Below are 13,014 nucleotides of genomic sequence, written 5' to 3'. Positions count from 1 at the left end.
GCACCCGCGAATACCAGAGGCGTTCCGGCCTCGCTGACGGCGACTTTCTTGCAATTGGCGGGCAGTGTCAGTAGTTTCAGCAGCCCCGGGTTTATCGGCCCGGGCCGGTAAAGCAGATCGCTATCTGAGAGGATCGACATGAGAAAGTGGCAATGCATTGTCTGTGGTTTTATTTATGACGAGGCCGAAGGTATTCCGGAAGAGGGCATCGAGCCTGGTACCGCCTGGGAAGACGTACCCGACACCTGGGCCTGCCCCGATTGCGGCGCCACCAAAGACGATTTTGAGATGATTGTGCTTTGAAGGCGTCGCCTGCTCCTACTCCACCGCTGATTGTTGTTGGCTCTGGCCTGGCGGCCTACACCCTGGTCCGCGAATGGCGCAAGGCCGACCCCGATACCCCCCTGGTGCTGATCACCGCTGATGATGGTGCTGGCTATTCCAAGCCGATGCTGTCCAACGCGCACAGTAAGGGGCAATCGGCTGATGATCTGGTTCAGTTGACGGCCGATGAAGTGGCACAGCGTTACCAGGCCGAGTTGCTGACCCGAACTGAAGTGCTGCACATTGACCCGACTACCCGAACACTGCATCTCGATAATGGCTCTACGCTGGTGTGGGGCCAGCTGGTGTTGGCTGTGGGTGCTGAACCGATCCGCGCGCCGCTGGAAGGCGATGCCCTGAAGCGGGTGTTCAGCGTCAACGACCGGCTCGATTTTGCCCGCTTCCAGTCTGAACTGGATGGTGCACGGCAGGTGGTTATTATGGGCGGCGGCCTGATTGGCTGCGAGTTTGCCAACGACCTGGTCAGTGCGGGTTTCGAGGTCGACCTGGTAGCCCCCAGCGAGACACTGCTGTCGGGCCTGGTACCCGCTGAAGTAGGCGAGGCGCTCAAGCAGGCGCTTGGTGAGGCGGGCGTTCGCTTTCATCTTGGGCCCCTGGTAAGCCGGGTAGACCGGGCGGATGATAAAAAATTGCAGGTCAGTCTGACCAATGGTCAAAAACTGCCGACCGACCTGGTGCTCTCGGCCGTGGGCCTCCAGCCGCGGCTCGATCTGGCTCGCAAGGCTGGGTTGGCGGTTAATCGGGGCATTGTTGTTAATAAGTACTTACAAACCTCGGACCCTTCGATTTATGCGCTGGGAGACTGTGCAGAAGTGGAAGGCCAGGTACTGATGTATGTGATGCCTCTGATGAATGCAGCCCGCGCCCTGGCGAAGACGCTGGCCGGAGAAACGACGGCCGTACAGTGGCCGGCGATGCCGGTTACGGTAAAAACCCCGGCCTGTCCTGTGATCGCGTACCCACCCCGGAGCACTGGGGCATGGCAAATTGACGGCAGTGGCGCTAATCTAGCGGCTGTGTGCCGTCAGGGTGAGTTGATTGTGGGCTTTGCTTTGTCCGGTGAGCGCATCAAAGAGCGCAATACCTGGTTAAAGGCCGTACCACCTTTGCTGGCTAGCTAACCTGGGGTTGCCATGGGCCTGTGCGGCGCTTGGCAATCCAAATACCGTCGCGTATGCTGATTCAGTCATGCGGAACCCGAAATAAACAGAAGGAAAGTCTTATGCGTAAACCAGAACTGGCCGCTGCCATCGCTGAAAAAGCGGATATTTCAAAAGAAAAAGCCAACGAAGTGCTGAATGCCATGTTGGACCAGATCACCAACACCGTTGCCAAGAAAGAATCCGTAACTCTGGTAGGTTTCGGTACTTTTGAAGCACGCGCTCGCGCCGCTCGTACTGGCAAGAATCCGCAAACCGGTGCCAGCATCCAGATTCCGGCCAGCAACACCGTTGCTTTCAAGCCTGGTAAAGCGCTGAAAGACGCGGTTAACTGAGAAAGAGACGCAAGCCGCCTTCAATCCGGTTAATCACCAATGAAGGGGTTTTCGTCACGAAACGGGGCCCTCTGGCCCCGTTTTTCGTTCTAATTGCATGAATCCCCGCTTAGGCTTGGCAATCTGCCTGTGGCCCTGCATGATGCGCCTCCCCTGCATTGTGAGGCTAATGTCATGAAATATCGGTTATTACTTTGGTTGATGGCAGTGCGATTCAAGCGCGCCCTTCGACGTCAGCCTGCGTTTCGCGAAGCTCTGCAAGACATCGACCGAACGATCCAGTTCACCACCGACGAGCGCAAGGTCTCACGCTATCTGGCGTTTCGCGACCAGCGGCTCAAGTCCCGTCGCGGTCAGGCCGAGCACGCCGACATCACCCTGCGTTTCACCACCGCTTCAGAGGGCTTTAGCACGCTCTGGGCCATGGCCACCGGCAAAGATCGCAACGCCGTTATGAAAGCCATTCAGGACAAACGCCTGGCCGTAGAAGGCGACCCCATGCTGCTGATGTGGTTCCAGAAGACGGTCAAGTTCCTGCGGTAGGGTTTTCTGTTGTGCCAGGGGGTCGCTCTGGCTACCGGGTAGACCTATCCGGGGTCGGGCGGAATGCCGCCCACTCAACCCATCCATGGGGCCTAGACTTCGGGATATGAATCACTTCCATGGGATTCACCCTCCGGGCTCGCTACGCTCATGCTAAAACGCTCCTGGCGTTTTAGTCCATGCCTCAGACTTCCCCGGATAGCTCTACCCAGCAGCCAGTGCTTAGTGCAATGGTTGAAGTTACTGTTTTAAAGATCTTTTATATAACCTAGCGGCAAATCCGTTTTATCCACTACACGCCTCAGCACAAAACTTGAATGAACGCCGGAAACACCGGGGATTCGGGTTATTCGGTTCAATAGCAGCTCCTGAAATACATCCATATCTGGTACCACGGCTTTGAGCATATAATCCGCATCGTGGCCTGTGATCAGATAGCATTCCTGGATTTCCGGGCAGGCTTCGATCTGGCGCTGGAACTCGTCGAACCGTTCGGGAATGTGTCTGTCCATGCTGATCATGATTACGGCCGTCAGTGACAGCCCCAGAGCTTTGCGCTCCAGCAGGGTCACCCGTTTAAGTATTACGCCCGCGTCTTCCAGAGCCCGCACCCGGCGCAAACACGGCGAGGGTGATAGCCCGACGCGTTCGGCCAGTTCCTGATTGGTGAGGCCGCCGTCCTGTTGCAGGCAATCCAGAATGCGGCGGTCTGTTTTATCAATTCTGACCAGCTTTTCGCTCATGGTGGCTTAATCTCGCTCGAAAAATAGATTATTGGCAATTAACTGCTCAAAAATAACGATATCGAGTCAAATTAGCAAACACATTGCCCAATGGCCCGGGTATCATAAGGTTATTGCTCGGGTGAGTAGCGGTTACCGCTGTTGCAGACCCCGACTGCCTGGCTCACAAGGCCAGCCAGTGCCAGCGACGACCCCGTTGCCGGCTCAGCAGGTGCCAGACCCATCATCATTGGGCTGAGTCCCTGACCAGGCGGTGCAGGCCGCCTGTCAGCTTTCTTGCAGAAACGAGCAAGAAAGTTGCTGAATCCAGCACTACTGATCAATGAGCACGGCCTTTTCAGGACAGTCTAAAACAGGAAACCATCATGAGCTTCGACCATCGCAAATACCCGGCCTTTGCCCCCATTCGCAAAACCGACCGCCGCTGGCCCGATCGAGTCATCGAGCAGGCCCCGGTCTGGTGTGCGGTGGACCTACGGGACGGGAACCAGGCGCTGGTCAAGCCGATGAACCTGGTACAAAAGCAACAGATGTTTGATCTGCTGGTTGATTGTGGCTTTAAAGAGATCGAGATTGGCTTTCCCTCGGCCAGCCAGCCCGATTTTGACTTCTGTCGCCAGTTGATTGAACAGAACCGCATTCCGGACGATGTCACCATTCAGGTGCTCACCCAGGCGCGCCCGGAACTGATTGCCCGCACCTATGAGGCCCTGGCCGGTGCACCGCGTGCCATCGTGCATGTGTACAACTCCACCTCGACCGTACAGCGCGAGCAGGTGTTCGGGCTTGACCGCGAAGGCATTAAGGCCATCGCGGTCAACGGTGCAAAAGAAGTACAACGCCACGCTGCCCTGCACCCGGAAACCGACTGGACCTTCCAGTATTCGCCAGAGAGCTTTACCGGCACCGAGCTGGATTTCTCAGTAGAGGTGATCGACGCCGTATCCGACGTTTGGCACCCGGAGCAGGGCCAAAAAATGATCATTAACCTGCCTGCCACCGTTGAAATGTCGACCCCCAATATTTTTGCCGACCAGATCGAATGGGTCTGCGACAACATTCAGCACCGTGAACACATCGTGATCAGCCTGCACACTCACAATGACCGGGGCTGTGGCGTGGCCGCAGCAGAGCTGGGGTTGATGGCTGGTGCCGACCGCATTGAAGGCACACTGCTGGGCAACGGCGAACGCACTGGTAATATGGATCTGGTGACCGCCGCGATGAACCTCTATTCACAAGGCGTTGATCCGAAACTCGATTTATCCGACATGGCGCGCATTATTCGCACCGTTGAGTACTGCACCGAAATTCAGGTTCACCCGCGCCACCCCTACGCCGGTGAGCTGGTATTCACAGCTTTCTCGGGCAGCCATCAGGATGCGATTCGCAAGTGCCTGAACCGCCGCACGGCTGACGACGACATGTGGCACGTCGCCTACTTGCCGATCGACCCTTCCGATCTCGGCCGTCGTTACGAAGAAGTGGTACGCATCAACAGCCAGTCTGGCAAGGGCGGCGTCGCCTATGTGCTGGAGCGGGATTACGACATCACCCTGCCACGCTGGTTGCAGATTGATTTTGCCAAGGTCGTGCAACGTGCAGCTGAAGTCAGCGGCGACGAAATCAATTCCGATACCATTCATCAGTTGTTTGACCGCCACTATCTGGCCACGCCAGAAGGCTGGCGTCTGCACACCTACGATCTGCACCGCACCGACGAAGGCGTGGAAGCCCAGGTTGATTTCGGTGACGACGGCGACCGGGCGTTGTTGCAAGGCTATGGCCAGGGCGCAGTTGAAGCGCTGGCACAGGCACTGGAAAAACGCTACGAGATCACCCTGCAAGTCGATGCCTATGACGAATTCGCGTTGTCAGAAGGCACGCGGGCCAATGCACTGGCGTGTTTGAAAGTGAGTGTGAGCGGAACGCCGGTGACAGCAGCTTCGCTGGCCGGTGATACGACTACCGCTACCTTGCAGGCATTGTTGAATGCGGTTGGCCGGTATCAGTTGGCCAGTGCAGATGATAAACGCCAGGCGGGGAGTGAAGCGGCGGCGTTGTAAGTAATAGAGACAGATCCTTCTGTGGCTGTTCTGTGTCAAACGCGGTAATCAAGCCAGCCCTAAAAGGGCTGGCACGACATGTTAAGCTTCTGTTGTGTGGTCTAAAGCTTTTGGTCCTCTCTAATTCTGGTTGAGCAAAAACGCTAAGGCGCGACCTAGTGGAGCCATTGCAAAGATCGGTTTCTGTTAGCGCAACGACACTTCAATATATGGTCGTATAGTTTTCAGCATCGATTTCTCTTCCTTGTCTATTTTCGACCCAAACCCGAAAATCCCCCCCCCAGATTCTGATGCTACTTTATCGGCAAGACCAAGCAAGGTTTGTTTAAACAGACCACTCGTATCGCCGGGTATCTTTTCAGCTATGGCGCGGGTTGCTATGGCTAAACACGCTTCGGGCCAATACATGAATTTTGATTGCGGGAGGTTGACAATATAGCTAGAGAAAGTTTGTGCCGTAGGTTGATATATTTCTGCAAAGAAAGGGGCGTCTACACTTTCCGGCTATTCCAGTATTTCTTTGTCATCAATGCTCTCATCAGACCCTGAAGCAAGTATAAAAATGAATTCAGGAAGTATATTGGGCGGGCGGAGTATTTAACAGCACTATGAATGCTCACTATTAATATTTCCATAGTGTGAGTTGCGTCACATTTATTGCTGAGTCGACTTAAATAATTTGTGAGATTTTGTTGCCGCCAGTCAGAAAGATCGAGCGCGCCGTTAGTAAAGTGGCGTTATCTGGGTGTCTTTGTGCCAATTTAATGTTCGATCCTTCAAACTCAAACTGTCTGACACTATGCACTAGGGTTCCAGGGTATTGTTAAAAAACATTACGGTTTCAACCATGTTCCGACGTCTATTAGCCTCTGAAGTGGAACTTTTTGCGTCAACGAGCCAGATAAACGGAAAGTTGCCGGACTAGTGTAGTGAGGGCTGAAAGCGTTAGGATGGGTGTCCACCGATACACTGAAGGCTCCATTTATCTGTTGCTCACCATTTCCTTTTTGCACAAATGCGCGCTTCAGCTTTTTGATCTGCTTTGCTAAAGTCCGGGAGGGTCTTTACTCAAAGTAGGGATAAGTTAGGACCCAAATAATACTAAATTAGGGATATTAGATATGAAGAGTAGTTTTAAGCTGGCTCATATTGTTATCGGGCTTACCGCAGGCGTGACTCTCTCGCCTGCTTGGGCCGGAAATATGATCTCTGAAGAGTCCTTTAGCGCGTCATTCGGTAACCAGTGGTTTAATAATACTGCTGATGACTCCCATGATTGGCGATTCAATACCTACGGAACTCCTTCCTCCAATACCGGGCCGTCATCCGGTGCAAGCCGAGGGGCTGATGGTTATGTGTATTTGGAAACCTCATCTGGCGCAGCATATAGTGACGGGAGTACTGCCATCCTTGAGGGCCCTGAACTAGAAGAAGGACACTATCGTTTGGACTTTAAGGTCCATCGGTACGGGTCAGATATTGGCACCCTTGAAGTGCAAGCGCGGACGTATGAAGCCGCCACTGGTACTTGGGAGTGGGTTACCCGCATATCAGATACAGGCCAGTTTCAAACGAGTAGTTCAGAACCATGGCTAGAACACTCCGTGTCTTTTGAGACTTATGAGATCGACCAAATTCGATTTAAAGCATCTGCAGCTGGTGGGTGGCAAGGTGACGTTGCAATAGATGATATTGTTATTTACACCTCAGGTCCGGATGCCCGCCCACCGAGTCTGTCACAAGACGTCGTCAACGAGACCGTTTACCAGGATACCAGCGTTTATATTGATCTGGACGACTACATTACCAGTGGAAGCGAATATTACGTATCATGGCCAGATATCCCGGCATGGCTTTCCCTGGAAGCAGATAATGTGTTGTCTGGCAGTGGTGTGGATGCGATACCGGGGCTGCTCCAGGACGAGATAGAAATACAGAATGAATACGGCACTATAGCTTTGCCTATTACGATAGATGTAGTGGATAGAGTAGCGCCCACGTTGGTCAGCAGCGAGTCCTTTGGCGAAGGAGTAGATCCAGTTTGGACGCTTAATTCAGACGGTGATACAAATGCTTGGCTGTATAAAATCGGTAACACGTCGAGTTCCAATACAGGGCCAGAAACATCTCCTGCAGATGATCAATATGTATACTTCGAAACATCGAGCGGGTATGCCTACACTATTGGTAATTCTTCATCCTTAAAGAGCAACAGCTTTCTGATTGAAGAAGCGCTGATCGAATTTCAGTACCACATGTATGGCTCTAACACTGGCTCGTTGATTCTGGAAGCAAAAGTCGACAACGAATGGGCGCAGGTCTGGACAAAAGAAGGTCAGCAGCATGCGTCATCACAAGACCCATTCAGCACGGAAACAGTTGAGCTGGGCAATTTGGGTCAGATTCAGCAATTGAGATTCCTTGCCATTGCTCAAGGCGGTTTCATGGGTGATATCGCCATTGATGAAATCAGCATTGCAGGCTACCCGGTAGCCCAGCCCGATACTGACGGCGATGGCTACCACGACGAGATCGACGCATTTCCCAACGATCCAAATGAATGGGTGGATTCAGATGGCGATGGCACGGGTGACAACTCGGACGTCTTCCCGACGGACCCCACTGAGATAGCAGACTCTGACTACGACGGCACAGGCGACAATGCCGACGTGTTCCCCGGCAATCCGAATGAATGGCAGGATTCAGACTCCGATGGCGTTGGCGACAACGGTGACGTGTTCCCTACCGATCCCACAGAATGGGCTGATAGTGATTTCGATGGCTATGGCGACAACGGGGACGCATTTCCGAACGACCCCGGCGAATGGTTAGATACTGACAGTGATGGTATTGGCAACAATACCGATGAAGACGATGACAATGACGGCATTCCGGATGTCGATGATACGAACCCGCTGACGCCGGATACTGGCGCTTATATCCCACCGTATGAGATGGTCAACCTTCAGGTAACGTTTATTGATGCGACTGGCCCGTTTCACACTGAGGTATCTGACCATATCGGGCTGTTTGGTTACAACAACCCCGCCCTTGATGGGGTTGACTACAACAGCCTGACGGTTGAGTGGAGTGGTCAGCTGGTCGTGAACCGTCCCGGGACCTATGTTGCAGGGCCGTATGGCAATATTGCAAATGTGGTTGAATTCGACCTCGACGGACCCGCATTAGTTTACTCTCCACTTCAATTGGCTGCTGGAACTTACGAGTTCACTTTGGCAATTGATGGGCTGGAGGGTGACAGCAATTTCCAATTCCAGTTATTTGATACCAGTGAAAATCCGCCAGGAGATCAGGAGCTTGCTGCAGAGTTGCAACAATTGATGACTGACCAAACGGCCGTGATTTACGCAAGCGCAAATCATCCACAGGATAAATACGGCAATATAAACGTTACCTTTGAGGCTACACAATACCCGGTGATATTGTTCCTAAGCACTTTTGAAGGGATGGGCTGGGACATCGATATCCCCGACAACGTTGAGGTTGCTGCAATTGTTTCGAACGCCAATATGGCCCCCCCTAAAGTGACGGTGAATCAGGATGTGCCAATATATCAATACAGCTTTCTAACCGCTGAGAGTCGTGAACTGATTGATGATGCTATACACATTGAGAACATGATTGGTACTGAGCCACACTTATACTATGGCAATGAAGCAATACTGGGGTGGAATCCAGAGATCAACCAGCTGTTGATGATTGAAAGGTGTGAATACTATTGCGGCTTGGATCCCAACGAACCATTGGACAGTGATCGGGATGGGATATTCAACGACGTCGATACCGATGATGATAATGATGGATATCCCGACACCAATGACGACTTTCCGTTGGACAGCAAGGAGTGGGTCGACACAGATGGCGATTCAATTGGCAATAACGCCGATCAGGATGATGACAATGACGGCGTAACGGACCGCAACGACGAATACCCTCTGGACTCGTCAGAAGCGTTCGACAGTGACAATGATGGGTTAGGTAATTCAATTGACACCGATGATGACAACGATGGTGTACTGGACTGGGCTGATGACTTCTCCCTGGATCCCAATGCGAACTCTGATTCAGACTTCGATGGCACCGATGACTCAGTGGATACCGTAGACAATGGTAGCCCCATCCGCATAAACAACGCGTATGACCTTCATCCTTTTCAATGGGAGATTTACGCCGGTAAGCACCTGATGACCACTGAGTATCGTCGTGTTATTGACCTGTACTATTCGTGGGACGATTTATTTGGTATTGACTCCCCTGAATACTCGGCAGTCTGGAAAACGAAATTAGAGACTACAAATGTAGATCAACCAGTACATCTTGACGTTCTTTTGAGTTGGGCAAGTGCTGAAGTATCCGTTAATGGGGATGTTATCGATTCATGGAGTAATGGTAGTTCTGTGCATACCACCAGTTTTGTTATTCAACCCGGTGTGACCGATGTTGAGATACGACATGTTAACAATTGGCATACGACTAGATTTCAGGCGACCTTCCGTTAGGTAGCTGCTTATCTGGCCAAGGGAGTGCTGTTGGTGCTCCCTGTTTTCGGTTATTATTTGGTGCAATACGGGTTCGAATAATATAGGTCCGTTGTTTTAGTATCGAGGATGGGTGTTTGCATCAGCTGCAGTAAAGGTCAGTGACTAAGGTGCATTGTTAGTTGGTCTAAGTTTTCTAATCATTTCTATCCTAAATAGAGAGATATATGATAGGCATTGGTAAATTATTAGACGGGTATGAAGAAAATATTCAGGCTTTGTTGTCTGAACCTTATGGTAGCGATACTTTCAAAGAGGCAGAAGAAAATGTAATTGAAGTATTAAAGGAAGTTCGAGGTCATATAAGTGATAAGGATCTAGAGCGATTAACTACAGTTCTTGATGAGTATGGTGGTCAGGAGATTCTGGTAGAGCTTGCTTATACCCTTGGATATATTGGTACCAGTAAGTCATTTGACTACTTGCTGCTAATGTTCAACCAGTCTTTTGCAGATGGATGCGAAGAGTACGGTACAGCAATGGCATGTTTGGAAGAAATGAGTGTGATTGATAAAGAAAGAGCAAAAAGAGAAGGCGTATTCGACCATCCTATGTTATTGGAATAGAAACAATTAATGGCTCAAAAAGTAGATCAAACAGGGGGCTTAGGCTAATAATTTCTAGAGTCGCCCAGTGCAGCCGTCTTCCACATTGGTCTGTCGGGCAATGTCTTTATTCAGGGCCTGCATGAACCAACTGATCGACATTAGGCGTTCGCGCCATTCAGTCGCGAGCTCTGTTATGGCTTTGAGTTGCTCTTCGTACAGATCTTTCCCGGCCATATACTGTTGGGTCAGGAAATTACCGGTATACAACCTATGCCAACGCTCAATAACTTGTCTATCCGTCCAGGCTTTGGCCTTTTCGGCATTGATGTGCAGAACGATATGATAATGGTTGGACATGACCGCATAAGCGCAGATATCGAGGGCATATACCTCGGCTAGCAATAGCATGCGGTGTTCAATCCAGCCACGGCGGTGTTCATAGTCGTTGCCGGAATGTTCGTCGCGACCGCACAAGAATGCCCGACGCACGCATCGGGAGGTGCAGTGGTAATAAGGAGTCGCCTCTATGGCGATCTGGGATTTCCTCGGACGTGCCATAGCGTCTAACCCTGATGGCCCGTTGTAAGCGTGCTGTATAAACTACTGTATGTCTTTTCCCAAGTCAAGTGTTAGGATGGGAGTGCAGCTTCGTGCTGCTATTGAAGCAATTGAAGAATTGCCAGAAATAAATGGAGGCTGATAGGTGATTGTAATCGATAAACCAGATTTGAGTTTTACTGAAGATCCGAAGTGGATTGCAGAGAGGGAGGTATTGTGGGACCAATACTGTGAAAATCAATATTCAGAGTTAAGGAAGGAAAAGCTTAGAGTTCGTAAGGTTTATTTCTTTACAGGTGTCTTTGAAAGGCCCCAGGATAATGGCAGAGGTCAGTCAATATTTTTGAAGGCTAGAGTAAATGATTTTCCTTTAAGACGTGCCGAAGGGTGGGATTATGTTGTTTATATGCTTGGTGGTTTCAGTAATGTAGAGATGACAAAGCTGCTTGTGCATCAGATACTTGGAAGTTTGATTTCTTTAGGTTGGAGCTTAGAAGAAGAGCTGGCACTTTGGGATCATTTTTTACCTGAGACGTATGAGTCAATAGTAAGGACTCCTGGTCCAGCCAAAAAACATGGCCTTCCCCTTGAAGGCGTACTGCCAATTGATAGTGTTATCAGGCAATACTTGGTGAATCTAAAGGGATTGCTTTCAGGATATTCCGATGTTTCAAGTAAGTATTTATATAGATCTAAGTTGTTATTGTCTGCACTTCAATCAGTTGATGACATTTACCTATCTCAGGAGAACAGTTTAAATAGTCTTATTAAATCTCTGTTTTCTGTACTCTATATGAATAGTGATAATATTTCAGACGAGTACAAGATCGCTTTTCGAAAGTTCACAAAAAACTTAGCTGGTAGTATTGAAAGTACCGAGTTTCATGCTGGGGTGCTAAATATTTGGGAGGAAGTAAAGAAAGAAAATGATGGATAACTCGAGCGGGATGCTCATATAGGGTTGTAATAATCGGTATTTGGTGAGCGCCTTTTGCGTTTATATTGTGACACAACTGGACACCCCAAACTAGCTATAATTTAAGCTATTTTGATCCCGGTGGAGAAAAATCACTTAACGGTGAATAGTAAAAATGGCCGTGCGTGGGTTGTTGGCGTGGAAGGCATTGGAATCATGATTATCGGAATGACTGTGACAGAGTTAGAAAAACCGGATATGAGCTTCACTGAAGACCTAGGTGGCAGAAACGGAGGGAAGCATTGTGGCATCAGTATTGTGAATTCCAGTACGATGGAATGAGGGAAGGTAAGCTTAAAGTCCTTGAAAAGTATTTTTTCACGGGGGATCTAGATTCACCTAAAGATCATGGGAGGAGTAGCTCTCGTTTTTTTAGGTAGCCGAATGGATACCTTTCCATTACGTACACCTGAGGGCTGGGATTACGTTGTCTATACCTTTGGCTGCTATGACCGATCGAATTTAGAGATGAAGCAGCTGCTAGTAAATAAGGTTTTGGCGAGCCTAACGAATAGGGGCTGGACCCTAGAGGAGGAGCTTGCACTATGGGATCACTTCTTACCAGAGAGGTATCAGGCGATAATCAAGTCGCCTGTACCAACAAAGCGACAGCAAGGCGTACTAGAGGGTGCTTTGCATATTGATGTAGTTGTAATGCATTTCTCAGTTAGAGTCGAAAGTGTTTTTGATGGATTGGCGGGATCTTCACCAAAGTATATATATCGGCCTAGATTGTTGCTTTCGGCGATTGAGGAAGTAACTCTCGAGGATATTAGCAGTATTAAATACTTAGATGGAAATCTACAGAACTTGATGAGATTGTGCTTTAGGAGTCACGACAATGCTTTACCAGAGTTTAAAGATCCCTTAAATAACTTCATACGAGAGTTCAAACAAGAAATGGAAAAATTGCAGTTAGACCCGACCATTAGGCTATGTGGGAAAATGTGAAACGGGAGAACAGTTGATGGAAATTTACATAACGATCAAAGGTAAGGTTGAGCCTGAGAAAGCGTCCGGCTTTAACGGCCTGTTTGACTTGCCGAATTCATATACTAAGTGCGACAGTTTCGACAAATAAGCGGGTGAGCTGCCAAAATGGCCGTTTTTCTTTCCGACCAAAGAGAGATAAACGATGACCACTTATAGACAACTCACCCTGGAAGACAGGGTACTGATGT

General features: G+C 50.0%; 11 protein-coding genes. 9 read left to right on the top strand and 2 right to left on the bottom strand.

All coding sequences use genetic code 11. The annotated features are described in order from the left end of the window. Positions 1 to 138 precede the first annotated feature (138 nt). The 4 genes from ABJT94_RS06045 to ABJT94_RS06030 all read left to right on the top strand — a co-directional run bounded on the left by ABJT94_RS06045 (position 139) and on the right by ABJT94_RS06030 (position 2,383). Complete coding sequence (locus ABJT94_RS06045) at positions 139 to 303, top strand: rubredoxin (RefSeq protein WP_127556841.1); 165 nt, start codon at positions 139 to 141, stop codon at positions 301 to 303. After that, on the top strand, positions 300 to 1,466 hold the full coding sequence (locus ABJT94_RS06040; protein WP_348474796.1) for an FAD-dependent oxidoreductase: 1,167 nt from the start codon (positions 300 to 302) through the stop codon (positions 1,464 to 1,466). The genes ABJT94_RS06045 and ABJT94_RS06040 overlap by 4 nt, the downstream gene beginning before the upstream one ends. Before the next feature lie 101 nt (positions 1,467 to 1,567). Next, positions 1,568 to 1,840 (top strand): HU family DNA-binding protein, encoded by a 273-nt coding sequence (locus ABJT94_RS06035; RefSeq protein ID WP_127556837.1) that lies wholly within the window; start codon positions 1,568 to 1,570, stop codon positions 1,838 to 1,840. Between the two features lie 174 nt (positions 1,841 to 2,014). Beyond that, positions 2,015 to 2,383 carry an SCP2 sterol-binding domain-containing protein gene (locus tag ABJT94_RS06030; protein ID WP_348474795.1) on the top strand — a complete coding sequence of 123 codons (369 nt, stop codon included), beginning with the start codon at positions 2,015 to 2,017 and terminating at the stop codon, positions 2,381 to 2,383. Between the two features lie 248 nt (positions 2,384 to 2,631). Here ABJT94_RS06030 and ABJT94_RS06025 read toward each other — a convergent pair whose 3' ends face one another. Next, positions 2,632 to 3,126, bottom strand: coding sequence for an Lrp/AsnC family transcriptional regulator (locus ABJT94_RS06025; protein WP_348474794.1), 495 nt, complete (start codon positions 3,124 to 3,126; stop codon positions 2,632 to 2,634). A 365-nt stretch (positions 3,127 to 3,491) separates the two neighbouring features. On the opposite strand from ABJT94_RS06025, the gene leuA reads away from it, so the two are divergent. The 3 genes from leuA to ABJT94_RS06010 all read left to right on the top strand — a co-directional run bounded on the left by leuA (position 3,492) and on the right by ABJT94_RS06010 (position 10,317). Further along, positions 3,492 to 5,192, top strand: coding sequence for a 2-isopropylmalate synthase (gene leuA / locus ABJT94_RS06020; protein ID WP_348474793.1), 1,701 nt, complete (start codon positions 3,492 to 3,494; stop codon positions 5,190 to 5,192). 1,121 nt (positions 5,193 to 6,313) lie between these two features. Beyond that, positions 6,314 to 9,712 carry a hypothetical protein gene (locus ABJT94_RS06015; protein ID WP_348474792.1) on the top strand — a complete coding sequence of 1,133 codons (3,399 nt, stop codon included), beginning with the start codon at positions 6,314 to 6,316 and terminating at the stop codon, positions 9,710 to 9,712. Positions 9,713 to 9,918: 206 nt separating this feature from the next. Next, a complete protein-coding gene (locus ABJT94_RS06010; protein ID WP_348474791.1) occupies positions 9,919 to 10,317 on the top strand; it encodes a hypothetical protein in 399 nt (132 codons plus the stop codon). Between the two features lie 54 nt (positions 10,318 to 10,371). Here the strand turns inward: ABJT94_RS06010 and ABJT94_RS06005 are convergent, their stop codons facing one another. Continuing rightward, the gene (locus ABJT94_RS06005; RefSeq protein ID WP_348474790.1) at positions 10,372 to 10,857 is read right to left on the bottom strand and encodes a hypothetical protein; all 486 of its coding nucleotides are present in this window, start codon (positions 10,855 to 10,857) and stop codon (positions 10,372 to 10,374) included. Positions 10,858 to 11,002: 145 nt separating this feature from the next. Here ABJT94_RS06005 and ABJT94_RS06000 point away from each other — a divergent pair, with 145 nt between their 5' ends. Both ABJT94_RS06000 and ABJT94_RS05995 read left to right on the top strand, forming a co-directional pair. Next, the gene (locus ABJT94_RS06000) at positions 11,003 to 11,794 is read left to right on the top strand and encodes a hypothetical protein (RefSeq protein WP_348474789.1); all 792 of its coding nucleotides are present in this window, start codon (positions 11,003 to 11,005) and stop codon (positions 11,792 to 11,794) included. A 423-nt stretch (positions 11,795 to 12,217) separates the two neighbouring features. Continuing rightward, a complete protein-coding gene (locus tag ABJT94_RS05995; RefSeq protein ID WP_348474788.1) occupies positions 12,218 to 12,784 on the top strand; it encodes a hypothetical protein in 567 nt (188 codons plus the stop codon). The last annotated feature ends 230 nt before the right edge of the window (positions 12,785 to 13,014 follow it).

Origin of the sequence: Saccharospirillum sp. (assembly GCF_039982735.1) — a bacterium.
Lineage (GTDB): Bacteria > Pseudomonadota > Gammaproteobacteria > Pseudomonadales > Natronospirillaceae > Saccharospirillum.
The sequence above is the reverse complement of the archived record's forward strand: the minus strand, read 5'-3'. Positions and strand labels throughout refer to the sequence as shown.

Bases quoted from the DNA above. Each gene is read 5' to 3' on its own strand.
- ABJT94_RS06045 (WP_127556841.1), top strand. From the start codon at position 139: ATGAGAAAGTGGCAATGCATTGTCTGTGGTTTTATTTATGACGAGGCC.
- ABJT94_RS06030 (WP_348474795.1), top strand. From the start codon at position 2,015: ATGAAATATCGGTTATTACTTTGGTTGATGGCAGTGCGATTCAAGCGC.
- ABJT94_RS06010 (WP_348474791.1), top strand. From the start codon at position 9,919: ATGATAGGCATTGGTAAATTATTAGACGGGTATGAAGAAAATATTCAG.
- ABJT94_RS06025 (WP_348474794.1), bottom strand. From the start codon at position 3,126: ATGAGCGAAAAGCTGGTCAGAATTGATAAAACAGACCGCCGCATTCTG.
- leuA (WP_348474793.1), top strand. From the start codon at position 3,492: ATGAGCTTCGACCATCGCAAATACCCGGCCTTTGCCCCCATTCGCAAA.
- ABJT94_RS06005 (WP_348474790.1), bottom strand. From the start codon at position 10,857: ATGGCACGTCCGAGGAAATCCCAGATCGCCATAGAGGCGACTCCTTAT.
- ABJT94_RS05995 (WP_348474788.1), top strand. From the start codon at position 12,218: ATGGATACCTTTCCATTACGTACACCTGAGGGCTGGGATTACGTTGTC.
- ABJT94_RS06015 (WP_348474792.1), top strand. From the start codon at position 6,314: ATGAAGAGTAGTTTTAAGCTGGCTCATATTGTTATCGGGCTTACCGCA.
- ABJT94_RS06035 (WP_127556837.1), top strand. From the start codon at position 1,568: ATGCGTAAACCAGAACTGGCCGCTGCCATCGCTGAAAAAGCGGATATT.